Origin of the sequence: Epilithonimonas pallida, from assembly GCF_900182975.1 — a bacterium.
Classification (GTDB): Bacteria; Bacteroidota; Bacteroidia; order Flavobacteriales; family Weeksellaceae; genus Epilithonimonas; species Epilithonimonas pallida.
On the sequence record NZ_FXUO01000004.1, the window covers coordinates 126,372 to 150,461 of the forward strand.

Annotated in this window: 27 protein-coding genes; 9 read left to right on the forward strand and 18 right to left on the reverse strand. The window is 36.3% G+C overall.

Annotation, left to right across the window (positions count from 1 at the left end; genetic code table 11):
* Positions 1-175 precede the first annotated feature (175 nt).
* Positions 176-778: a nitroreductase family protein gene (locus QOL71_RS08915; RefSeq protein ID WP_283416586.1), complete on the reverse strand. Its 603-nt coding sequence runs from the start codon at positions 776-778 to the stop codon at positions 176-178.
* An 80-nt stretch (positions 779-858) separates the two neighbouring features.
* On the opposite strand from QOL71_RS08915, the gene QOL71_RS08920 reads away from it, so the two are divergent.
* The gene (locus QOL71_RS08920; RefSeq protein ID WP_283416587.1) at positions 859-1,209 is read left to right on the forward strand and encodes a winged helix-turn-helix transcriptional regulator; all 351 of its coding nucleotides are present in this window, start codon (positions 859-861) and stop codon (positions 1,207-1,209) included.
* Here QOL71_RS08920 and QOL71_RS08925 read toward each other — a convergent pair whose 3' ends face one another.
* The 4 genes from QOL71_RS08925 to QOL71_RS08940 are packed head-to-tail and all read right to left on the reverse strand — an operon-like array spanning position 1,210 to position 3,398.
* Complete coding sequence (locus QOL71_RS08925; protein ID WP_283416588.1) at positions 1,210-1,656, reverse strand: glucosaminidase domain-containing protein; 447 nt, start codon at positions 1,654-1,656, stop codon at positions 1,210-1,212.
* A 12-nt stretch (positions 1,657-1,668) separates the two neighbouring features.
* Positions 1,669-2,235, reverse strand: a complete 567-nt coding sequence (locus tag QOL71_RS08930) for an RsmD family RNA methyltransferase (RefSeq protein WP_283416589.1) — start codon at positions 2,233-2,235, stop codon at positions 1,669-1,671.
* Between the two features lie 4 nt (positions 2,236-2,239).
* Positions 2,240-2,680: a GNAT family N-acetyltransferase gene (locus QOL71_RS08935; protein WP_283416590.1), complete on the reverse strand. Its 441-nt coding sequence runs from the start codon at positions 2,678-2,680 to the stop codon at positions 2,240-2,242.
* A 1-nt stretch (position 2,681) separates the two neighbouring features.
* Positions 2,682-3,398, reverse strand: a complete 717-nt coding sequence (locus QOL71_RS08940; RefSeq protein ID WP_283416591.1) for a DUF3822 family protein — start codon at positions 3,396-3,398, stop codon at positions 2,682-2,684.
* Positions 3,399-3,742: 344 nt separating this feature from the next.
* On the opposite strand from QOL71_RS08940, the gene QOL71_RS08945 reads away from it, so the two are divergent.
* Genes QOL71_RS08945 through QOL71_RS08975 form a run of 7 tightly spaced genes read left to right on the forward strand, consistent with a single transcriptional unit; the run spans position 3,743 to position 8,735 of the window.
* Positions 3,743-4,912 carry a thioredoxin family protein gene (locus QOL71_RS08945; protein ID WP_283416592.1) on the forward strand — a complete coding sequence of 390 codons (1,170 nt, stop codon included), beginning with the start codon at positions 3,743-3,745 and terminating at the stop codon, positions 4,910-4,912.
* Complete coding sequence (locus tag QOL71_RS08950; protein ID WP_283416593.1) at positions 4,912-5,532, forward strand: DUF3575 domain-containing protein; 621 nt, start codon at positions 4,912-4,914, stop codon at positions 5,530-5,532. Before QOL71_RS08945 ends, QOL71_RS08950 begins: the two co-directional genes overlap by 1 nt.
* A gap of 4 nt (positions 5,533-5,536) precedes the next feature.
* Entirely contained in the window at positions 5,537-5,734 is a 198-nt protein-coding gene (locus tag QOL71_RS08955; protein ID WP_283416594.1) for a hypothetical protein, read from the forward strand.
* A 19-nt stretch (positions 5,735-5,753) separates the two neighbouring features.
* A complete protein-coding gene (locus QOL71_RS08960) occupies positions 5,754-6,518 on the forward strand; it encodes a UDP-2,3-diacylglucosamine diphosphatase (RefSeq protein WP_283416595.1) in 765 nt (254 codons plus the stop codon).
* 22 nt (positions 6,519-6,540) lie between these two features.
* Positions 6,541-7,524, forward strand: a complete 984-nt coding sequence (locus tag QOL71_RS08965) for a LuxE/PaaK family acyltransferase (protein ID WP_283416596.1) — start codon at positions 6,541-6,543, stop codon at positions 7,522-7,524.
* Positions 7,525-7,584: 60 nt separating this feature from the next.
* Entirely contained in the window at positions 7,585-8,178 is a 594-nt protein-coding gene (locus tag QOL71_RS08970) for a DUF5715 family protein (RefSeq protein ID WP_283416597.1), read from the forward strand.
* An 11-nt stretch (positions 8,179-8,189) separates the two neighbouring features.
* Positions 8,190-8,735: a hypothetical protein gene (locus QOL71_RS08975; protein WP_283416598.1), complete on the forward strand. Its 546-nt coding sequence runs from the start codon at positions 8,190-8,192 to the stop codon at positions 8,733-8,735.
* Between the two features lie 46 nt (positions 8,736-8,781).
* On the opposite strand, the gene aqpZ is transcribed toward QOL71_RS08975, so the two are convergent.
* Entirely contained in the window at positions 8,782-9,495 is a 714-nt protein-coding gene (aqpZ, locus tag QOL71_RS08980) for an aquaporin Z (RefSeq protein WP_283416599.1), read from the reverse strand.
* A gap of 164 nt (positions 9,496-9,659) precedes the next feature.
* Between aqpZ and QOL71_RS08985 the strand changes: the two genes are divergently transcribed.
* A complete protein-coding gene (locus QOL71_RS08985; RefSeq protein ID WP_283416600.1) occupies positions 9,660-10,652 on the forward strand; it encodes an LLM class flavin-dependent oxidoreductase in 993 nt (330 codons plus the stop codon).
* Positions 10,653-10,686: 34 nt separating this feature from the next.
* On the opposite strand, the gene QOL71_RS08990 is transcribed toward QOL71_RS08985, so the two are convergent.
* From QOL71_RS08990 to QOL71_RS09045, 12 genes are all read right to left on the reverse strand, one after another.
* Entirely contained in the window at positions 10,687-12,540 is a 1,854-nt protein-coding gene (locus tag QOL71_RS08990) for a CocE/NonD family hydrolase (RefSeq protein ID WP_283416601.1), read from the reverse strand.
* 314 nt (positions 12,541-12,854) lie between these two features.
* Entirely contained in the window at positions 12,855-14,237 is a 1,383-nt protein-coding gene (locus QOL71_RS08995) for an NADH-quinone oxidoreductase subunit N (protein WP_283416602.1), read from the reverse strand.
* A 19-nt stretch (positions 14,238-14,256) separates the two neighbouring features.
* Entirely contained in the window at positions 14,257-15,747 is a 1,491-nt protein-coding gene (locus tag QOL71_RS09000; RefSeq protein ID WP_283416603.1) for a complex I subunit 4 family protein, read from the reverse strand.
* A gap of 2 nt (positions 15,748-15,749) precedes the next feature.
* Positions 15,750-17,645 carry an NADH-quinone oxidoreductase subunit L gene (nuoL, locus tag QOL71_RS09005; RefSeq protein WP_283416604.1) on the reverse strand — a complete coding sequence of 632 codons (1,896 nt, stop codon included), beginning with the start codon at positions 17,643-17,645 and terminating at the stop codon, positions 15,750-15,752.
* A gap of 7 nt (positions 17,646-17,652) precedes the next feature.
* Complete coding sequence (gene nuoK / locus QOL71_RS09010; RefSeq protein ID WP_283416605.1) at positions 17,653-17,982, reverse strand: NADH-quinone oxidoreductase subunit NuoK; 330 nt, start codon at positions 17,980-17,982, stop codon at positions 17,653-17,655.
* A 4-nt stretch (positions 17,983-17,986) separates the two neighbouring features.
* Positions 17,987-18,484, reverse strand: coding sequence for an NADH-quinone oxidoreductase subunit J family protein (locus tag QOL71_RS09015; RefSeq protein WP_283416606.1), 498 nt, complete (start codon positions 18,482-18,484; stop codon positions 17,987-17,989).
* Positions 18,484-19,038 (reverse strand): NuoI/complex I 23 kDa subunit family protein, encoded by a 555-nt coding sequence (locus tag QOL71_RS09020; protein ID WP_283416607.1) that lies wholly within the window; start codon positions 19,036-19,038, stop codon positions 18,484-18,486. Before QOL71_RS09020 ends, QOL71_RS09015 begins: the two co-directional genes overlap by 1 nt.
* A 74-nt stretch (positions 19,039-19,112) precedes the next feature.
* Positions 19,113-20,174 carry an NADH-quinone oxidoreductase subunit NuoH gene (gene nuoH, locus QOL71_RS09025; protein WP_283416608.1) on the reverse strand — a complete coding sequence of 354 codons (1,062 nt, stop codon included), beginning with the start codon at positions 20,172-20,174 and terminating at the stop codon, positions 19,113-19,115.
* A gap of 35 nt (positions 20,175-20,209) precedes the next feature.
* Positions 20,210-21,238, reverse strand: coding sequence for an NADH-quinone oxidoreductase subunit G (locus tag QOL71_RS09030; protein WP_283416609.1), 1,029 nt, complete (start codon positions 21,236-21,238; stop codon positions 20,210-20,212).
* Between the two features lie 45 nt (positions 21,239-21,283).
* Positions 21,284-22,120 carry a hypothetical protein gene (locus QOL71_RS09035; RefSeq protein WP_283416610.1) on the reverse strand — a complete coding sequence of 279 codons (837 nt, stop codon included), beginning with the start codon at positions 22,118-22,120 and terminating at the stop codon, positions 21,284-21,286.
* Between the two features lie 45 nt (positions 22,121-22,165).
* Positions 22,166-23,521 carry an NADH-quinone oxidoreductase subunit NuoF gene (gene nuoF / locus QOL71_RS09040; protein WP_283416611.1) on the reverse strand — a complete coding sequence of 452 codons (1,356 nt, stop codon included), beginning with the start codon at positions 23,519-23,521 and terminating at the stop codon, positions 22,166-22,168.
* Positions 23,522-23,532: 11 nt separating this feature from the next.
* Positions 23,533-24,042 carry an NADH-quinone oxidoreductase subunit NuoE family protein gene (locus tag QOL71_RS09045; protein ID WP_283416612.1) on the reverse strand — a complete coding sequence of 170 codons (510 nt, stop codon included), beginning with the start codon at positions 24,040-24,042 and terminating at the stop codon, positions 23,533-23,535.
* Positions 24,043-24,090 lie beyond the last annotated feature (48 nt).

Sequence of the window (24,090 nt, forward strand, 5' to 3'; positions counted from 1 at the left end):
TTTCTGCAAAGTTAGAAATTATTTTTAAATAGATTCTCAACCACAAAAGTCACAAAAGTCACAGAAGTTTCGATTGTTTTTAATAAAGTTCAAATAAGCTTTGAAAACTCAACTTATTTAAACTTTGATTATCAAATCATTGTCTTTTGTGACTTTTGTGGTTTTGAAAATGAATTTAAATCACATCCAAAATTTCTTCAAAATTCAATCTAGATTTTGCTTTAAGTTTCGGTTGATTGAAATCATTTTCATCTCTTACACCAATTGCGACGGCGAACAATGTTGTGTATTTTTCGTTATTCAGAATGGCGTCGTATTTTGCGATTTCAATGCCTTCCATTGGTGTAGAATCGATTTCCATTTGTGCACAAGCGCTCAACAAAACACCTAACGCAAGATAAACCTGATGCGACATCCAGCTTTTTGTGTAATCTTCGCCGTGCGGTTTTATCATTTTGTTGTAATATTCTATGGAACCTTCGGGTAAATTTCGCTCGATTTGCTTTTCAAAATCTTCAACATTTTTCAAAACCTGAAAAACGACTAAAAGCTTACTGTCATTGATTTTTTCTTTGTTGAAATAAGAAACTTCAGAAAACTCTGACTTCGCGTCTGAATCTTCTACAAAAGTGAATTTCCACGGCTGACTGTTGATTGATGAAGGACTCAGATGTAGAATCGATTTCAATTGTTCTTTAATTTCGTTATCAAGTTTTCCTTCAGAATTATACTTTTTTACAGTGTATCTTTTCTGCATTTTGTTAAGAAATGTTTCCATAATTTTATACTATCAATTTTATAGTTGCAAAAATAAGTAGTGTTTCTTAACTTTGCAATAACGGTCAATAATGATAGTATATGTTTTTAATCGATAATAAAAAATTTCCTTGTGGAACAAGCGTTACAATGCGTTTCATCGGGGGAAAATGGAAAGCTGTGATTCTCATTCATCTTGCAATGGGAACGAAACGTTATAATGAAATCAGGAAAGAAATCCCAACAATCACGGAAAGAACCTTGAGTCTGCAGTTGAAACAACTGGAAGATGACGGAATCATCGGGCGGAAAGTTTATACGCAAAAACCACCGCTGATGGTAGAATATTCTTTGACAGAATTTGGAAAAACTTTGATTCCTGTCCTGCGTTCGATTTGCGATTGGGGAAATGAAGCCGTTAAAGATTGTGATAAAATTTTGGTTCAGGATTAGTTATAATCCGATTTTCTTCATCACCAAATTGAGTTTTTGCTTCCATTCCGCAGGTTTTGTAGAATATCCGGAAGAGGCGATGGCTACAAACCAATCGTTATGATTTTGAGAGCCTTTTAATCTTCCATAGAATTTTCTTTTTGTAACCCATTCGCAAAATGCTCGATAAGAAGCTTTGGAATCATTAAAACTTTTGAATCTGGAAGTGTTGATGTCGTTTTTACCTGTCATTCCAAAATGGTTGTTCAGGACTTTACAAGCGGAACTCGTACCACCGCCGGTTTCCATATATGCAATAGAAAGAATAACAGTTGTTGGAATCCCAAATTCCTGAGAAAGTTCAGTTGCCAATGATTTATATTGGTTGATGTAAGAATTCTGCGCAGAGATTTTCAAACTGAAAAACAGAACGAAAATCATTAGTAATCTGATGTTGAAATTCCTCATATCATTGTAGTTTTATTCAGAAATCGGCTGACTTTCAAAGAAAGAAAAACTTACATTCCCGTATTTTCTTGTGTCTTTCAAGTTTGGATGAGAGAATTTTAGTCTGCTCTGATGTTCCAGAATGAAAACGCCGTTGGGTTTCAATAATTCGTTATTCAGAACCAAATCAATTAATTCATTGTATTTTTTTTCTTCCGTTTCGAAAGGTGCATCAGCGAAAATGATTTCGTACTTTTTGTCGTGATTTCTTTTCTTTTTAAGCCATTCAAAAACATCTGCTCTTTGGATATTGACTTGCAATCCCATATCCAATTCGTTGGCTGTAGAATTGATAAATCCTGCGTGTTTTGGATTCAGTTCAACAGAAGTAATGTCCTGACAATCGCGGGAAGCAAATTCCAAAGTTATCGAACCAATTCCTGCAAACAAGTCTAGAACTGAGCAAAACTCAAGGTCATATTTGTTATCAATGATGCTAAATAAAGCTTCTTTTGCAAAGTCGGTTGTTGGTCTTACATCGAAATTTTTTGGCGCTGCAATTTTCTTAGCTTTCCATTTTCCGGATATGATTCTGTACATTTTTCTATTTTTTAAGTTTCATTTTGAGAATTGGATAAGGTTTTCCCAAATCGTCTTTCTCGCTTCTGTCAAAGATTTCGAATCCTATTTTCTGGTAGAATTCTGTTGCCTTTGGATTTTGTTCATTGACATCAACATAGCGAATATCAAAATTCGAAAACGCAAAATCAATTAACTGTCTGCCTAATCCTTTTCCGATATAATCCGGGTTAAGGAAAAGCATTTCTATTTTTTCTGAATGGATGCCGATAAAGCCTACAACTTTTTCATTTTCTTCCAGACAAAAAACATCAAGGTCTTTGAAATCGAAATTCTGCAGAATCTTTTTGTATTGCTCAAAATCAGATTCCATCAAAAAATGATGTGTTGCTTTTACGGATTGTTCCCAAACAGAGAGGATCTCTGTCTTGTGAGAATCTTTGTACTTAACAATTCTGTAGTTCATTTTAATTCAGAAGGAAGTTCTTTTTGTGAAGATTGTCAAAGATAATCTTCAAATTAGATACAAATTTCTGCATTTCTGAAATAAAAGTCTCATTTTCAGTTGTCTCACCATAGATGTAGAAATAGGTTTCAGAAATTCCAAAATTGATTTTACTTAACGTAAACATAATGAAATACAGAAAATCAACTTCCGAGGCCGCGTCCAGATTGTTATAAAGAATCACTTTTTTATTCTCAATAGCGAAAAATTCTGCCTGCTGATGATAAAGATTCACATGGATTTCTTTTCGGTTTTTCACGTTCAGAGAATTCAGGAACTTTTCACCAGAAAAATTGAAATGCGTCGGAACTTCCAATTGCTTTATTTTCTGATAAAAATCTTTCGGAAAACTATAATAAAACTGAATCCCGAATTTTTTGTTCACAGAAAGCATCAATTCTTCAGAATCTTTCTTTACGTCGGCGTTGTAGGAAATCAAATCATAACCCAAATCGTGCTGGTCAAAACCTTCTTCAACAATTGAAAAGTGATTGATGGCAGAAATCACGGAGATTTCAGAAAATTTTTCGGAAGCCAAAACTTCGTTCAGTTTTTCTTCAACCAGATTTTCCGGTGTTTCTTCATTTTTCAGAAAGATTTTTTCCTCCAGAACTTTTCTGGATTTAGAAATCTGCCACTGCAAACCATCTTTCGTAAAAAGCAAGGATAATTTCCTCATATTTTAATATCAATAAAATTAAATTTTTTTGGCAGCTATTTCCGCCTTCCGCTCCCAAACCTAACGAATTGGTTCGACGTAGTCAATCTTTTCACTCCATTACGTTGCGTAAAAAGGATTTCCGCTCAAGTCGGGCTGCGCTTCGCAAAGTTGAAACATTCTACATACTAACCAACTTTGCAATACCAATAGACACCAACTTTTAAAGTCTAATTTCTATCAGTCTATTATCTGAAAGTCTACCCAGAGATTTGCAAAGTTAAAAAATTAAAACTTTCGGCTTGTATCTCGGTCAATTTCTATATTATAGTTATCTTCGCAAGATAATTCGATTTATTTTCAGGATGAACAAAATATCATTTTTCTTTATATTATTCGTTTTCCAGCTGGTTTTTTCTCAGAAGTCCATCAAATTTGAAGAATCCAACTTTGCATCAATTCTAGCCAAAGCCAAGACTGAAAAGAAACTTGTTTTTATGGATGCTTATGCGTCCTGGTGCGGACCGTGCAAGCTGATGGAGAAAAATGTTTTCACAGATGAGAATGTTGCTGATTTTTACAACAAAAATTTCATCAATGTAAGAATCGATATGGAAAAAGGCGAAGGAAAGGAACTGGCCATGAAATACGGTGTCAGAAGTTACCCGACTTTTTTGTTCCTTAACGCTGAAGGCGAGATTGTTGGTAAGGAATTAGGCTATATAAAGTCAGAAGAATTCCTGGAACTGGGAAAGAAAAACAACAATCCGCAGTTGGTCAATACCAACCTGAAAGACGAATTCCTGAAAGGAAAATTAGACCCGGCCGGCTTACTTAATTTCATCAGTCTTTATGCAAGCAAAGACCCTGTTCTTGCAAAACAAGCGTCAGAAAAATATTTTTCAAATAAAAAAGATAAATCATTTTCCGGTGAAGAAGTTAATGCGCTTCTGAATTTTACACAATCTGTTGATGACGCTAATTATAAAGTTTTCGTGGCAAATAAGGCTGCGATTACAGAACTGCTTCCTGAAAATAATTATAAACAGTTTGATAATTATCTCAAGTTGATGAAACTCGTCACTTCTGCAACTAACGAAAAAACGAAAACAATCGATGATTCCAAAGTTCTGAAAGATGGTGAAGGATTATTTCCAAAAGATGAGTTGATAAAAAGTCTGAATATCTATAAATTAAATTATTACTCAGCACACGAGAATTTCCCTGCTTACGAGAAAACAGCATTGGAATATTACAAGAATCCGGATGAATTCAATAACAATGAATTGTTAGGTGCCGCTAGTACACTCGCTGAAAAATCGACAGATAGAATTGCATTGCAAACAGCTGCTCGCTGGGCAGAAAAAGTGGTAATGTCGCAGGAAAGTTATGATTCTACAAGTATTTTGGCAACATTATATGACAAATTAGGGAAAAAAGAAGAAGCTAAAATGTTCGCAGGAATGGCAGCTAACTTCGCAAAAGAAGAAAACAAGGATGCTACAAAAATGAATGAAATTCTGAACAAAAAATAATGATGAAAAAACTTTTTCTGCTTGGTTTAGTAAGCATCGCAACTTTTAGTTTTGCTCAAAAAAATGAAACTTATATCAAAGCCAATGCCTTGTTTCTCCCTGTAGGAATGCTAAATGTAGGTTTGGAACGCGGTTTCTCGGAACATATAACAGGTCAGGCTGATTTATTTATTTCTCCCTGGAAATCCTTTGCTGGACATCAGGCCTTATTTGGTATTGCAACTATAGAAGGGCGATATTATTTTGATCAGGCTTTTAAACATTGGTATTTGGGAGCAAGTGTAGGTTTTGGTATTTTCAATATCCAAAAATGGAATTATTGGAAAGAAGATATATATTTCACAAAAGAAGGAGAAATAACGCCATATAAACATAATGAGCTTTACCAGAAAGGTTTTTCTTATATGTTTGGACTCACAACAGGTTACCAATTTCAAATTGGAAACCGTTGGAACATGGATATTTTCTTAGGGATTGGTTCTCAGCAAGGTTTTTACAAAGGTTATGTAGAATATCTTCCAGAGACTCAGGAAAATAGATATGACAGAGTAGAAAACTGGGATAAAAGCGGAGAAATTGTTCCCTTCAAAGGAGGGATTATGATTTCATATAAACTTTAAGATTATGAATTTTAAACCAAAATATATTGTTTTCGGACTTATCACCTTCATTATAATATTCCTTATGAATTATTTGGGAAACGATGCGCCGGACAAATTATCCAGAGCACTTATGACGGCATTTGCAGCAGTGATAGGTTTGGCAATAGGGATGTGGTTTTACAAACGAGATAAAAACAACAATCATCCTGATTTTGATTAATCAATTTAATCCAGATTTTATGAAAATTGATCTCAATCCCGGAAAGAAGATTTACTTCGCGTCTGATCAGCATTTTGGGATTCCCAATGCTGTTGAGAGTAAAAAACGTGAGGATAAATTTATTCGTTGGATGGATTCCGTCAAAAAAGATGCGCAGGTTCTATTTTTGATGGGTGACCTTTTTGATTTCTGGCACGAGTGGAAACACGTTGTTCCGAAAGGCTATATCCGGGTTTTAGGGAAAATTGCTGAACTGAAGGATTCTGGGATTGATATTTATTTTTTTGTAGGAAATCATGATCTTTGGATGAAGAACTATTTCGAAGAAGAATTAGGCGTTCCTGTTTTTTTTGAAAAAAGATATTACGAAGTCAACGGAAAAAAATTACTTTTAGCTCACGGCGACGGGCTCGGCCCAGGTGACAAGGGTTACAAAAGGATGAAAAAAGTCTTTACTAATCCTGCTGCTCAATGGGCATTTCGCTGGCTTCACCCTGATATTGCGATGAGAATAGCAAATTATATGTCTCAGAAAAACAAATTGATTTCAGGTGACGAAGACAAAGCTTTTTTAGGTGAGGATAAAGAGTTTTTGATTCTTTATTCCAAAGAAAAACTGAAAACTGAAAAAATAGACTACTTTGTTTACGGTCATCGCCACTTGCCTATGGTTTTGGATCTGGAAAATGAGGCCAAATATATCAATCTTGGCGACTGGATTTCCTATTTCACTTATGGCGTTTTTGATGGCGAACAATTTGATCTGAAAAAATTTGAAGATTAATTCAAAAGTTGAATTGAAAAAAATGAAGCAGACTATTTTTGAAATCCAAACAGAAGAAGATTTCCGGCTAGCTTGCCTGGAAACCTTTTTATACCAATACGACAATGTAGAAGTTTACAAAAAGTTTGTGGACTATCTGAACATCAATCCTTTGTCGATTAATCAAGTTTCTGATATTCCGTTTCTCCCAATTGAGATGTTTAAAAATCATTTGGTTTTGGATAAAAATTTTGGAGCTGAGAGTTATTTTCAAAGTTCCGGAACAACACAGATGAATCGTTCCAAACATTATATTGCTGATTTTTCTCTTTACGAAGAGAGCATCTATAAAAGTTTTGAACAATTTATTGGCAAGCCGGAAGATTACATTTTCTTAGGATTGCTTCCTAACTATTCCGAGAATCCACATTCGTCTTTGATCTATATGGTGGATTATCTGATGAAAAAATCCAATCAACCAGAAAATGGTTATTTTCTTTACAATCACCAGGAATTGTTTGATTTGCTTCAAACTTTAACGGATAAAAAAATCATTCTTTTCGGAGTATCTTTTGCATTACTGGATTTCTTAGATTATTGCAACTCAAACTCTAAAACACTCCAATTTTCAAACTCTGTAACTGTCATAGAAACGGGCGGTATGAAAGGACGAAAAGAAGAAATGACGAAGGACGAACTGCTGAAAATTTTTCAAAATGGATTTAACACAGAAAATATTTATTCAGAATATTCTATGACGGAATTGTTATCTCAGGCTTATTCCTTAGGTGACAACATTTATAAAAGTTCAAATTGGATGCGAATTCTTATAAGAAATACGGAAGATCCTTTTTCTTATGTTGATGATGGAAAAACCGGAGCTATTAACATTATTGATTTGGCAAACCGACATTCCTGTTCCTTCATTGCTACCCAGGATTTGGGAAATGTTAAGAATGGGACATTTCAGGTGCTTGGTAGAATCGATCATTCCGACATTCGTGGATGCAGCCTTTTGGTTTCCTAAATTTTATTTAAATTTAATTTTTAAAAACACAATTTTTGACTAATCTAAATATCATTTTTAATGAGATTTTTATCGTTGATATTATTATTGTGTTTTTCTTTTTTCAAATCACAGAAATGTTATGATCTGAAAACCGTTCTGAAGGTAGAACCTACGGAATTATATAAACCACATTTGTTGGCTTCTCAAAATTTCGGTATCAATATTCTGGAAGATACCAAATCAGTTGATAAATATATTGCTAAAGGCAAATTTGTTAAAGTAAAAAAAAAATCAAGAGGTTACAGATTGCAAGCCCTAGAATATAGTCGTCCATATTTGGTTAAGAAGGCAAGAACTACTTTGGAAAAAATGGCAAACAAATTTGCTACAGATACCAAAAGTTTCTTCGTTGTTTCATCTGTCACAAGGACTTTGGAAGATCAATGCAGATTAAGAAAAGTGAATTCCAATGCATCTCTGGGAATCAGTTCTCATAATTATGGAGCAGCGTTTGATATCTCATATGTCCGTTTTGATCACAAATTGAAAGTCAATCCAAAATTGGAAAAAGAATTGGAAAAAGTCTTGGAAGAATATAAAAATCTTGGAAAAATCTTTTATATCAAAGAGAAGCAACAAAGCTGTTATCACGTTACAGTTCGTAATTATTAAAGTTTGGATTGATGTTGAAAATAGAAGAACTGGTTCACGCCTTCGTTACTGCTAATTGTGATTTTGATAAGGAAATTGTATTGACTAATTTTTTTCATTCCGATTGGGAAGCCGATATTTTATTGATTAATAATTCGGGCTTTAGTCACGAGATTGAAATCAAATTGTCAAAGTCTGATTTTAAAAACGATTTCAAAAAATTCTATACCAATCAAAAATCAGGTGAAAAGTTTCTAAAGCACGATAAGATTGGTTGCGGCGATTATATCTGTAATTCATTCAGTTTTTTGCTGCCAATGGGAATGATTGATCATAAAGATATTCCGGAACATTGTGGCATTATTGAGTTTTACCACGACGAAGATAATTGGGAAACTACTTTTTATAAAATTCGGGAATCAAAAATGATTCACGAAGATTCTTATTGGAAACTTTGTGACAAAGATCAATTTATGAGGAATATGGCTAGAAGTCTTCTCATCAAAAAATTTGAGCTGAAAGGAAAAAAGGAAGAATTAATTTTTAAAACTCCTTTCGGTATTCAAAACAAAAAATAAATCCTGCCAATGTTGACAGGATCTATTGAAGTTAAATTTCTATTTTTTAAACCTTTTCTGGTTTTTCGATCAATAAATTATAAGTGAAAGCAGCAAAAACTCCACCTAAAACTGGCGCTACAATAAACAGCCAAAGTTGTGAAAGTGCTTCTCCACCAGCGAAAATAGCAGGGCCAATACTTCTTGCAGGATTCACAGAAACACCTGTGATTTTAATTCCAACAATATGAATCAGAACCAGAGAAAGCCCAATTGCCAGGCCAGCAAAACCACCGTGGATATTTTTTGTAGAGGTAGAACCGAGGATTACCATTAAAAAGATAAACGTAAAAACAAACTCAGCAACCAAAGCTGCTACAGTTGTATATTCATCCAGATAACCTGTTCCCCAACCATTAGAACCCAAAGCCCAAGGGCCTAATTCAGCGCCAGGATGATTGTTGAAAATGACATAAAGGATTCCTGCACCAATAATTGCTCCGATGATCTGAGCAACAATGTAATACAAAGCTTCTCCTAATTTCATTCTGCCAGCGGCAACCATTGCCAGAGAAATCGCAGGATTGATATGACATCCGGAAATATGCCCGATAGCATACGCCATTGCGACGACGCTTAAACCAAATGCAAAGGAAATCCCCAGAAGTCCGACGCCGGTTGTGCCGTCCGCACCTGCAATTACCGCGCTTCCGCAACCCATTAATACTAGAACCATTGTACCGATCATTTCGGCAACAAATTTTGAAGTAGTTGATACCATTTGTTTATTGTTTTTAATAGTTTATTAAAACAAATCTAACGATTTTTTCAATTGATTGTGAAAAATCCAGTAAATAAATATAGGCTGACAAAATTTCCAATTATTTTTACAATTCTGTTATTGGTTTGTTTTTTGAGTTAAACAATTGTATAAATTTTTGAATTATGGCCATAAAATATTCAATTCTGGATTTGGCAACGATTGTCAAAGGAGATGATATCAATACAACTTTTGAAAAATCTGTTAAGTCGGCACAGCTAGCAGAGAAATTAGGTTTTACCCGATATTGGTTTTCAGAACATCACAACTTTCCTAACGTAGCAAGCGCATCAACTTCTATCCTGATTGGACATATTGCATCACAAACTCAGTCAATAAGAGTAGGTTCTGGTGGAATAATGCTTCCGAATCATTCCACTCTGTCCGTTGCAGAACAGTTTGGAACTTTGGACGGATTATTTCCCGGCAGAATAGATTTGGGACTTGGAAGAGCGCCCGGAACAGATATGCTGACTGCAACAGCTTTGCGAGGTAACAATTTTACTCCGAATTATAATTTCGAGTTCCATATCAGAGAACTTCAGAAGTATATGTCAGAAGAAAATTCGGGATCCAAAGTCAGAGCAATTCCCGGAGAGGGAGCAGATGTTCCGATTTATATTCTTGGAAGCTCTACAGATTCGGCTTTTCTGGCTGCGAAACTAGGAATGCCCTATGCATTTGCAGCTCATTTCGCGCCTTCTCAGCTGGAAGTTGCCTTGGAAATTTACAGAGAACATTTTCAGCCTTCTGAATTTCTGGATGAGCCTTATATAATGGTTTGTATCAATATTATTGCAGGAGAAACTGTCGATGAAGCACATTATTTGTCCACATCACATTTCCAGGCATTTGTTAATATTCTGACAGATCAGAGACAACCGCTTTTACCTCCGGAAGAAACCGAATTAGCAGACATCTCAGATGAAGTTGCAGTGCATCTTAACAGAATGGCCGCTAAAACTTTTGTAGGCGATGCAGAAACTCTAAAAGAAAAATTAGGGAAATTTGCCAAAGATTATCGCCCCGATGAGATTATCGTTTCGGGTAATATCTATGACTTTGAAAAAAAAATGAGATCTTACGAAATTGCTTCAGAAGTTTTAAAAAAACTATAAAAAAATCACAAACCTAGGTTTGTGATTTTTTGTTTTATTTTAAAACTTCAAATTCTATAGTACTTCCGCTTGAAACCTTGATTTCTGCTCTTTCATAATCATCTTTTGTAGCCAGATAAGGATTTTCCAAAAACTTCTGAGGATTAATTGCCATTAGCGGAAACCAGGTGCTCTGAACCTGGATTTGTATTTTATGTCCTTTTTTGAAGGTATGAAGAACATCCTGCAATTTAACATCAATAGTTACCCCTTTATTTGGTATAAGAGGTTCCGGTTTTTCAAAACTGTTGCGGAATCTTGCCGGCATTATTTCACTTCTTACCAATTGATGATAATTGGCATAGACCACAACGGGCTTATCAGGATTAGCTTTTTCATCAGCAGGATAAACATCGATTAATTTTACAATAAAATCTGCATCAGTGGATGAAGAAGCGATTTTTAATTTTGTCAGAATTTCCCCGGCTAATGTCATGTCATTCTCCAAAACTTCTGTTGTATAGGTCACGACGTCCGATCTGTAACTTGCAAAGCGCTGATCCTCGCTCATATAATTTTTGGGAGTGAAATTGTTCATATCCTTATAGTTTTCACTACTTAAAACAGGCCTGTTGGGATCGGAAACATAAACGGAAAATGTTTTCGGGTTATCTCCTTTTACAGAAAGATTTCCCGTTGAATTCATGTAATAAGTTCGTTTTTCAGTTTGCTTTGGTGGCCAGTCATCAAACTGTTTCCATTCTTTTTTCCCGGTATCAAACATATAAGCTTCCGGCAGTTTAGCTGCTGTCCTGGAGTCTTCTTTCAGATAATGATGAAAAAATGGCTGCTCTATATTTTTTTGGTAAAAAGTTGCTAAACTATCTCCAAAATAGATGTCGTTATGAAAATGTTTTCCGGCTTCTACATTCCAGCCGCCATGTGAAAACGGTCCCATAACAATTGTGTTTTTAGCTTTTGGATTATTTTTTTCAATAGTTTTATAAATTTCCAATGGTCCGCGAAGATCTTCTGCGTCAAACCAACCACCAACTGTCATTACAGCATGACTGATGTTCCTGAGGTGAGGTAAAAGATCTCTTTTTTTCCAGAAGTCATCATAGTTTGGGTGATTGACAACTTCCTGCATAAAGAAGTTGTCTTTGTAATATTTATCAACACCTTCTTTCAACGTTCCCATATTTTTATAGAAAAGATAGCCGTCATCAGAAGTTGGTTTTATCATTTTATCAGCAAACCAAGATTCTTTCTCAGGTTTTGTTTTCTGTACACCAAATACAGGGAAAGTTTTGAAATAGCTCATCAGAAAAGCGCCGTTGTGGTGAAAATCATCAAACCAAAAATCTGAAATAGGTGCCTGTGGTGAAGATGCTACTAAAGCAGGATGGTTGGCTAAAGTTCCTACAGCTGTATAAAATCCAGGATAGGAAGTTCCATATTGCCCGACTTTTCCGTTATTATTTTGAACATTTTTTACCAGCCAATCCACAGTGTCATAAGTATCAGTGCTTTCGTCCACATCTTTTTTGGTTTTGTGATCAACTTGCGGCGTCATATTGGTAAAAGTGCCCTCGCTCATATATCGTCCGCGAACGTCCTGAAAAACGAAGATGTATTTTTCTTTTTCGATGAAAGGATTAGGACTCAACTTTTTTCTGAAATTAGTTTCGCCGTACGGTGCAACACTGTAACAAGTCCTGTTCATAATGATCGGATATTTGTTGCTTTTGGAAATATCCTTTGGGATATAAATGATTGTGAACAGCTTTGTACCATCGCGCATAGGGATATAAACTTCTTTTTTGGTAAAATTTTGTTCAACGGAAGATGTTTGCGCCAAACTCCATCCGACGACCATAAAACAGAAAAACATTAATAATCTCTTCATTGATAAATAATTTTGAATAAAATTAAGTTTTTTTAATGAAACTTGATGTTAGAAATATAGACAAAAGTTCGATTTGAAACTATAAACTTCTTTTGTGCGAAGCGCGCCCCGAGCTGAACGGAGCTCTTTTTGTTATTGCGGTTGCTGAATGTTTCTATTGAAATACTATTTTCTCCGCAATAAACAAAAAAGCGGGAGTGGAGCGCGGACAAAGGCGCCCAAATGAATTTGAGAGAAGAGAGTAGAAGTATTTAAGAATGAATAAAAAATAAAAACCTGACTCAGTTGAATCAGGTTTTTTATATTTTAATTTTCTATAATCCGAAAAGTTTGGCGAACAGATCAGGGACGATTCCCATCGAAACCAAAGCGAGAATAATAACTATGGAAACAATGTTGTAAGTAATGCTCGCTCTTTCTGTATTATGAAAGTTATCTTCTTTGTAGAAAAACATTGCGATAATCAATCTCAAGTAGTAGGCGATACTTAATGCCGAACCCAGAACTGCAATCAGTACAAGGAAACTTGAGCCGCCTGCAATCGCCTGGTTGAAGATTCCTAATTTTCCGATGAAACCTGCTGTCAAAGGAATACCTGCCATCGATAGCATCGAGATTGTTGAAACGACTGCTAACAACGGTTCTCTTTTACCTAAACCATTGAATGCTGCAAACGATGTTTCTTTTTTAATTTTCTCTACCCAGATCAGACTGATGAAAACCCCAACTGTTGCTAATGAATAAGCGAAAAGGTAAAAGCCTAAGATGTAAGTCGAAAAATTGTTCAGTCCGAAAAAGATCAAAGCGATATATCCTGCATGTGAAACAGATGAGTAGGCCAACATTCTTTTGGCGTTGGTCTGAACCAATCCCATTACGTTTGCCAAGAGTAAAGTCAGAATAATGAAGACACCTAATATATTAATCCAGTCGCCTGCGATTCCGTTAAAACCGATGGTCATCAATTTGAACAAGGCAAAGAATCCGGAAATCTTTACGACAGATGCCATAAAAGCGGTAATCAGTGACGGTGAACCTTGATATACATCTGGACTCCACATATGGAAAGGCGCTAATGATACTTTGAATGCCAATGCTGACAACATCAAAATAGAGCCCATGATCAACATCAGATTTTTGGGATTGTTGATTGCAAAATCATGAATAGCATAAAGATCAAAGCTTCCTACGCTGCCGTAAACCAAAGCTACTCCAAATAAAAGAAATCCTGTTGCAAATGCTCCCATTAGGAAATATTTCATAGAGGCTTCTGTGGATCTGAGGTCGGTTTTGTTGGCGCCGGCCATTACGTATAAAGGAATGGATAATATCTCGATTCCGATAAATAATGTTACTAAATTCTGATATCCGAATAATACAATACCTCCGCAAAGTGCGAATAACATTAAGGAATATAATTCTGACTGATGACTTCTGTGATTACTGAATGCAAATCCTCCTAAAAAGAATAAAAATAAAGTAACAACAATTGATATTTTTGTAAACAAAGCAGCATTGTATCCGTATTCATACATTGCTTTATACTGAGCAAAAAACTCACAATCCGGAAGAAAGCTGAAATATAAACCAACGATTAATCCTAAAATCCCTATATATCTTGCATATTTTCCTTTCTCGAAAACGCCCGAAAATAATACAAGAACTGCCGTAAGGAATAAAACTATTAAAACACTCATTTCTTAAAATATCAATTTATTATAACATTGATTTGTAGATGAAAACCAATGAATTACTTACCATTTCTATAATAGGTTGCGGATAAACTCCCAATGCAATTACAAATACAGCTAAACTAGCTAATACCGAAAACTCAACGGAGCTGATATCTTTGGTTGTTGCTAAAACCGCTTCATCGCCTTTTCCGAACATTGCTTTTCCGTAGAATCTTAACATGTAAGCTGCGCAGAGAATCAATGTTAATCCGGCAAGAACTGCCATAATGTAGTTGTAGGCAAAAACAGATTTCAATAAGATGAATTCCCCGATAAATCCGTTTGTTAGTGGAACTCCGGTTGCTCCCAACAAGATAATCATAAACAAGATAGCGAATTTAGGTGCTACTTTTGACAAACCACCCATTTTACGGATATCTCTTGTTTTGAATCTTTTATAAAGAATGTCTGCACAGTAGAACAATCCAACTACGTTGATCCCGTGAGCAAAACTCTGTACCATTGCACCTTGTCCGCCTTCGAAAGTCAATCCTGTTCTCATTGTGACAACTGCAGAAGCAAAAATCCCTGCTACAATCAAACCAACGTGTGAAAGAGATGAAAAAGCAATCAGTCTCTTACTATCGGTAGAAATCATTGCGATCAGTGCACCATAGATAATACCGATGACAGAAAGGATAATTACAATTTCGCCCGAGATTCCGGCAATGGCTAAAGGTGTGATTGGCAACAAATATCTTAAAACACCGTAAACCGCCATTTTCAACATAATCCCCGATAACAACATTGATCCTTGTGTCGGAGAATAAGTATAAGTGTCAGGCTGCCATGTATGGAAAGGGAACACCGGTAATTTCACTGCAAAAGCAAAGAAAATAAACCAGAAGATAACCGTTTGCTCATTGGTGTTCAAAGTTGCATTATAAAGATCCGTCAGTGCAAAAGATGCTGATTGATTGTAAACGTAGATTAAGCCAATCAGCATGAACAATGATCCTACGAATGTATATACAAAGAATTTTGTAGTGAATTTGATTCTCTTGTCTTCCTGCCCCCAAAGTCCGGCGATGAACCAGATAGGGATCAAAGTTACTTCCCAGAAGATGTAGAATAATAATCCGTCTAATGAAGTGAATACGCCTAACAAACCAAATTGCATTAATAAGATCAATGCGTAGAAGGAATTAGGATAAGCTTTCTTTTCATTGAAAGACGATAAAATAATTAAAGGAACAAGAACATTAGTCAGGATAACCATTAACATACTCATTCCATCAATTCCAAAATTGAAGCTGCTTTTTATATAGCTAGACCACGGATAGGCGATTTCATATTGTAATGGCGCATCTACAGTTGGATGGAAATCGAAATTCCCCAACATATAAAATGCGATAAACATCTCTGCAAAAGCAAAAGCCAATGCAATATATTTGCTGGAATTATTTTTCCAGAAAAATAGTAAACCCGAACCTACGAGAGGTAAAAGTAATAATGTAAATAGTAAACAGGACATTATTATTTCAATAAAAAGTTAACAATCAATACAATTCCTATGGCCAATGACATAATCAACACATAGTTTTCTACGTTTCCGTTCTGAAGTCTTTTTGCAGCCCTTCCGGAATCCTGTGCTCCCAATCCAATGAAATTCACAATTGGGTCAAGAACCGCTTTATCAAACATTGCTGCCGCTTTTCCGGCTTCTTCAAAAGGCCTTACAATCATCGCATTATAAATCTCATCGATAAATAATTTTCTTGCAGACAATTTTTCCCAGCCGGTGTAGCTTTCTTCAGGTAGAGCATTTTTCTTTTTGGTAACATAAATTGCTTTTACTGCGAAGAAAATTACCAAAACCATAATTACGGTTACGGCCAGCAGTATCATTTCTGTTGCAAAAGGAATTTCCGGTGTTTCGATATCATAAACATAGATCGGCTCCAGCCAATGTGCTAGTTTCTGGAAATGTCCATGTCCGATAAAGTGCGGAAGATTGATAAATCCACCTACAACGGAAAGAATTGCCAAAACAATCAACGGAATTGTCATTACAGCCGGACTCTCGTGCAAATGATGCTTTTGTTCTTCGGTTCCTCTGAACTCTCCAAAGAAAGTCAGAAACAACAATCTGAACATATAGATAGCCGTCAATGCAGCACTGAATAATGTTAATCCCCAAAGAAGCGGGCTTTTTGCATAGATGTGCGTTAAGATTTCGTCTTTAGAAACCATACCAGACAAGGGTGGAATACCTGTAATTGCTAATGTTCCGATAAGGAAAGTCCAATAAGTTACAGGGATTTTTTTTCTCAGTCCTCCCATGAAGCGCATATCCTGTTCGCCACTCATAGCGTGGATCACAGAGCCGGCCCCTAAGAATAACAATGCTTTAAAGAAGGCGTGTGTCATTACATGAAACATTCCTGTTGTGTAAGCTCCTGCGCCTAAAGCAATGAACATAAATCCTAACTGAGAAACAGTAGAATACGCCAATACTTTTTTGATATCGTTTTGTCTCAGTCCAATAAAAGCAGCAACCAAAGATGTAGCAATTCCTATGAATAAAATTAAATTTAATGTTGAAGGTGCTAATGAGAATAAGAAATTACTTCTTACTACCAAATATACACCCGCTGTTACCATTGTTGCAGCGTGGATCAAAGCGGAAACCGGTGTTGGACCTGCCATCGCATCCGGTAACCAAGTGAATAACGGGATCTGTGCTGATTTACCAACAGCTCCGATAAATAAACTTACTGTGATGAAAATGATCGCACTGCTGTCTAAAGCGAATTTTGATGAATTTTCAGCAACACTCAGATAATCGATAGCGTTAACTTGTGCAGCGATTGCAAAAATACCGATTAATAATCCTAGGTCACCGATACGGTTCATGATGAAAGCCTTTCTTGCAGCTTTTCCATAATCTTCGTTGGTATACCAGAATCCAATCAATAGGTATGAACAAAGTCCTACACCTTCCCAACCAATAAATAAGATCAGATAGTTGCTTCCTAGAACCAAAAGCAACATCGAGAAAATAAACAGATTAAGGTAAGTGAAAAACTTATAAAATCCTTTGTCGTGGCTCATATAGCCAATGGAGTAGAGGTGGATCAATGATCCGATTCCTGTAATAATCATGACCATCATTAATGATAACTGATCAATCTGGAATCCAAAATTAACCTGAATACCATTCACCCGGAACCATTCAAAAGCTTTAACAACAACCGGTGCGCTGTCACTTTTGAATCCTAAAAATATACTTGTTGTGATAACAAACGAAGCGAAAACCACCAAAGTTGCCAATCCTCCAACAAACGCTTTCGGAAGGTTTTTCCCAAAAAGCCCGTTAATCAGGAATCCGGCTAAAGGTAAAAGTACAATTGCGTAAACTAAATTTTCCATTCCTTTCTTATCCTCTTAATTTATTAAAAATACTGACGTCTACAGATCTGGTATTTCTGTACATCATTGCGATAATTGCCAAACCTACAGCTACTTCTGCTGCAGCAACTACCATGATGAAAAAAACCAAAAGCTGTCCGTTACCATCACCTTTGTAAGCAGAGAAAGCTGCTAATAAAAGATTTACGGAGTTAAGCATCAATTCTACACATCCCAAAATCACGATAGCATTTTTACGAAGCAAAACTCCCAAAACACCAAGGCAAAATAAAACGGTACTCAGAATGATGAAATATTCCAAAGGCACCTGTTGTATAAATGTATTCACGTCTCCCATAATCTTATAAATCTTTTTTACCGATAAGAACAGCGCCAACGATTCCTGCTAAAATCAGAATCGATGCCAATTCGAATGGTAATACATATTCATTAAACAATAATCTTCCCAGGTTTTTCGTCAAACCTACCGAGTTATCAATACTTTCAGCAGCGGTTGTTTTTCCGGTAAGACCTTTGTAAGCACCTAACATTCCTACGAATAAAATGCAAACAGAAAAAATACCGATGAATTTCGGAAGATTTGCTTTTTTGCTTTCATCTTCTTTATTCAAGTTCAGCATCATCAGGATATAAAGAAACAATACCATAATCGCTCCTGCATAGACAATGATCTGAACAATTCCCAAAAATTGTGCATTAAGAAGAATATACATTCCCGCGATAGAGAACATTGTGACAATAAGTGACAGGATTGCATACAAAGGATTTCTTGCGAATACAAAATAAACAGCACTTGCAATAGCTAAAAATGCTACTAAGAAAAATAAAAACTGATCCATTATTTTACTGCATTTTTTTGTTTCTCAGATTGTCTTGTGGTAATGTCAATCCTTTCATTTATTTTTTCTACCAGTTTGTCCTTACCATAGATAAAAGAACCTCTGTTGGTTTCCACATCTACCAGCCTGTCGGTAAGATAGATTGCAGATTTTGGGCATGCTTCTTCACACATACCGCAGAAGATACATCTCAACATATTGATTTCATAGATTGAGGCATATTTTTCTTCTCTGTAAAGATCTTTTTCGTCTTTGGTTCTTTCAGCTGCCGTCATGGTGATCGCTTCAGCGGGGCAAGCTACTGCGCATAGCCCACAAGCAGTACATCTTTCTCTTCCTTCTTCATCTCTTTTAAGAACATGTTGTCCTCTCCATATTTCCGCTCTCGGTTTGTCAACCTCCGGATAAGGATAGATTGGCGGACCTTTTACAATATTTCTGACAGCGTGCTTCAATGTAATCCCCATTCCTTTGAATATCGCCGGAAGGTAGATTTTTTCTGCAAGGGTCATTTCCTTGTTCGAAACAACTTTTGATCTGTTAGTAAGTTTCATTTAATTATAGATGTTAGATGTTAGACATTAGATCTAGACTAATCTTGTCTGTTATCTTAATTTTATATTCAATATTAATTTCCGAATGCCAAAATTACGGCACCAGTTATCATCAGGTTTATCAAAGCCAATGGGATTAAAGTTTTCCACCCAAGGTGCATCAACTGGTCATATCTGAATCTTGGAAGTGTCCATCTGATCCACATAAAGATCAAAATTCCGATGATTGTTTTTGTAAGGAATGCTACGATACTTAGAATTCCTGCTGCATTTTCTCCCCAGTTCTGAGTAACCCATTCGATTCCAGGGAAATTGTAACCTCCGAAGAAAAGAGCAACCATAAATGCATTGGAAATGAACATATTCACATATTCTCCAAACATATACAATCCCAGTTTCATAGAAGAATATTCTGTAGAATATCCTGTTACTAATTCTGATTCACATTCCGGCAAGTCAAAAGGATGTCTGTTGGTTTCTGCCAAAGCTGCAATAATAAAAACTAAAAATGCTAATGGCTGATAGAAAATATTCCAGTTCATTCCGTCTAATTCGAATAATCCCCAAAGTTTTCCTGTAGCCTGAGATTCAGAAATGACTTTAAGATCAAGACTTCCTGTCATCATAATGATAGAAAGAAGCGCTAGTCCCATTGCCAATTCGTAAGAGATCATCTGAGAAGAAGCACGGATTGCACCAATCAAAGAATATTTATTATTAGAAGCCCAGCCTCCGATCATAATTCCATAAACTCCGATTGAAGCCATACCAATGATGTAAAGAACACCTACGTCTATATTGGCAACCTGAAGATCGAAAGACGTTCCGCCAATGTTCAGACTTTTTCCCCAAGGAATTACTGCTCCGGTAATCAGAGAGATGAACATGACTAATGAAGGTCCTAATATAAAAAGAAATCGCTCTGCATTGGCCGGTGTAAAATCTTCTTTAAAGAAAAACTTTCCACCATCGGCAAGCGGTTGCAGTAATCCGAATGGTCCGGCTTTGCTAGGTCCGATTCTATCTTGCATTACTGCAGCAACTTTTCTTTCTGCCCAGGTAGAATATGCAGCAATTGTTAATGCTAACAAGAACAGGGCAAGTACCAATATCAATTTGAATGTAATTAATTCCATAAGTTTTTATTTGAAATTTGATTAGATTGAAGAACTTAAATGATCTCGTTATCTAATTTTTCAATTTCTTTTTCGTCTTTCAAGCCAATTTCTTTAGCCTCAGGGTTTTCCAAAACATTATAACTGTCTGTTTTTTTCTCATAATGGTTGAGAGAAATTACAGAGTGTCTGTCGATATGTCTCGGTCCTTCGATATTCCAAAGTGCAGTATCTTTTTTCTCAAAACGACACTCATTACAGATCCAATCTTCAACTTCACCGTATTGGTCTTTTCTGGCCGTTACTCTTACCACTTCATCACCTTTCATCCAAAGTACCGCTTTTCCGCTGCATTTTGTACAACTACAAGTTGCGTTATAAGGCTTAGTAAACCAAACTCTGCTTGCAAATCTGGCGGTTCTGTCTGTCAAAGCGCCAACCGGACAAACATCAATCACGTTTCCGATGAAATCATTATCCAAAGCTTTGTTCAGCATTGTTGATATCTCTGCGTGGTCACCCCTGTAAAGGATTCCGTGCTCTCTTTTTTCTGTCAACTGATTGGCAGCCAATACACATCTTGCACAAAGGATGCAACGGTTCATATTCAATTTGATATATGGACCGATGTCATCTGCATCGTAAGTATTTCTTTCGAATTCTGTTCTCGTTTCAAGATTTCCATGCTCGTAACCGAGATCCTGAAGGTGACATTCTCCGGCCTGGTCGCAAACAGGGCAATCCAATGGGTGATTTACCAAAAGGAATTCCGTAACTGCTTTTCTGCCTTCCTGTGCTTTTTCAGAAGTTAAGTTTTTTACTTCCATTCCGTCCATTACACCTGTTCTACAGCTTGCAACCAATTTTGGCATTGGTCTTGGGTCTGCTTCAGAGCCTTTGGAAACTTCTACAAGACAAGTTCTACATCTACCACCACTGGTTTCCAATTTGCTGTAGTAGCACATTGCCGGAGGTACAGATTTTCCACCGATCTGTCTAGCTGCTTCCAGAATAGAAGTGCCCGGCAAAACTTCGGTAGTTTGTCCGTCTATGGTAACTTTAAATTTTTTGACTTCTTCGCTCATATCTTCTGCTTTTGGCTATATGCGTGCAGCAATAGTCTTAATTTTTTATTTTAATTTTCTATTGAATACGTATCCAATCCCAAAATTAACTTGGTAGAATACAAAATCCTGACTGGCTTTATCAGGTTTATTATTAAGAGTAGTCTTGATATCCGGCATATTGATGTAACCAAATTTTCCTTCTACTCTTGCCATTATATGATTCCAAAAAACAAAATTGATATTAGTTCTCGCATCTAAACCAAATCCTGCTAAATGGTACCTGTCGCTTCTTTCGTTTCCGAATAACTTCACATTACTTTTAGGCATCAGAGCACCAATTCCTCCGCCATAAGCCCAAAAGATGTCAAAATTTTTTTTTGATAAAACGTTTTTATACTTTTCCAGACCTGCATTGATGTAATTCAATCCATCCGTATGTTCAAAAGTCAGAAACTGCTCATCAGTCAGATTAACCTGACCATTCTGGACCATTGCTGCATATGCCGGGTCAGAAATATGACCATTGAATTTTGCAATCTGATCCTGATCCATTACATACTTCATATGATCCTGCGCAATTACAACCGCTAGATTATCCTTAATAAAATAAGCTAATCTAAAATTGAATTGCGGAATTGAAAGTCTTGTTGGATCGATATAAGCCATACTTAATTCCGAAGGCCTGTCGTGCGCTACAACATTACTTAAAGTGAAATCATACCCGTTTCCTCTGAACCGAATATCGGAATTACTGAATCCAGCCCTGTTCCAACCCCAAAAAACGAACATTGTTCCTTTTTTTAATGTGGATTTATCATTATCAATAGTGTCTTGATTTTGTCCGAATACAATTGTTATCCCAACAAAAAATACAAAAACGAATTCAAAGAACTTCTTCATTATTTCTAGTGAATTTGAAAATACAAATTCTATTTAAATCTTTATTTAACTGTTACTAACAGCTGGAATAGGATCTGCATAGTTTGCTATTCCGTAATTTTGCGTTTGGCATAGCTCAGGATTATTGACATGCCACTCAAACTCATCTCTGAAGTGTCTGATAGCAGCAGCAACCGGCCAGGCAGCAGCATCTCCCAAAGGACAAATGGTATTGCCTTCAATTTTTCTCTGGATGTCCCAAAGCAAATCGATGTCTTCCATTTTTCCTTCTCCTTTCTCAATTTTTTTCAAAATTTTGTACATCCAACCCGTTCCTTCACGGCAAGGTGTACATTGTCCACAACTCTCGTGGTTGTAGAATCTTGCTAAAGTCATCGTATGATTAACCACACATTGGTCTTCGTCCAAAACAATAAATCCTCCCGAACCCATCATTGTTCCGGTAGCAAAACCACCGTCTGCCAGAGATTCATAATTCATGTATCTTGGTTCGCCGTTGATGGTCTTCAGTAAAAGATTGGCTGGAACAATTGGAACAGAACTTCCTCCAGGGATACAAGCTTTCAGCTTTTTACCATTCGGGATTCCGCCGCAATATTCATCAGAATAGATAAATTCTTCAACGGTAATTGTCATATCGATTTCGTAAACGCCTGGCTTATTAATATTACCACAAGCTGAAATCAATTTAGTTCCTGTTGATCTTCCAATACCTATTTTAGCATATTCTGCACCACCGATTTCGATAATTGGAACAACTGCTGCAATAGATTCAACATTGTTCACAACCGTTGGTCTTTCCCAAAGTCCTTTTACAGCAGGGAATGGTGGCTTCAATCTCGGATTTCCTCTTCTTCCTTCAAGAGATTCAAGCAGAGCAGTTTCTTCACCACAAATGTAAGCACCAGCACCTCTCTGAACATAAATTTCCAAATCGTAACCAGTTCCCAGAATATTTTTTCCAAGAAATCCGGCAGCTTTTGCTTCTTCAATGGCTTCTTCCAAAATATCCGGAATCCAGGAATATTCTCCTCTTATATATATATAGGATGTGTTGGAACCTAAACAGTAAGATGAAATCAACATGCCTTCGATCAAAAGATGAGGAAGAAACTCCATCAGATATCTGTCTTTAAAAGTTCCGGGTTCAGATTCATCGGCATTAACAACCAAATGTCTTGGAACACCTTCCGGCTTGGCCAAGAAACTCCACTTCATTCCCGTTGGGAAACCGGCGCCACCTCTTCCTCTAAGTCCGGAAACTTTAACTTCTTCCAGAACTTCATCGGTAGTCATTTTAAGCGCTTTTTCCGCTGCTTCGTAACCTCCGTGTTTACGGTAAGTCTCGAAATAACGAATTCCCTCTATATGTGCATTCTTAAGTAAAAGTTTTTTACTCATTTTCTTAATAATTAATCTAAAGCGATGGCTCCTTGTCTACAAAGGTCAAGAATCTCGTCAACTTTTTCTATAGTTAAATTTTCGTGATAGAATTTGCCCAACTGCATCATTGGTGCATATCCACATGCTCCAAGGCATTCAGCTGGTTTAAGAGTGAACAATCCGTCTTCTGTAGTTTGCCCGTCTTTTATGTTTAGCTTTTTACGGATATGGTCTAATATATTATCACTTCCGTTCAGCATACAAGGTCCGGTTCTGCAAACTTCCAAAACATATTTTCCGACCGGCTTCATATTGAACATTGTATAGAATGTCGCAACTTCATATACTTCAATTGGTGTGATATTTAATAATTCTGCAACATAATCCATTACCGGAACAGCCAGCCAGCCACCAAATTCTTTCTGTGCCAAATGCAAAACAGGAATAAGAGCAGACTTTTGTCTCCCTTCCGGATATCTTGCGATAATTTTATGAACCTGCGCTAAGCTTTCAGGTTTAAAAGCAATTGTTTCGCTCATATTTAAAGATTTTAGATTTTAGATTTTAGATTTTACGATGAAAATCAT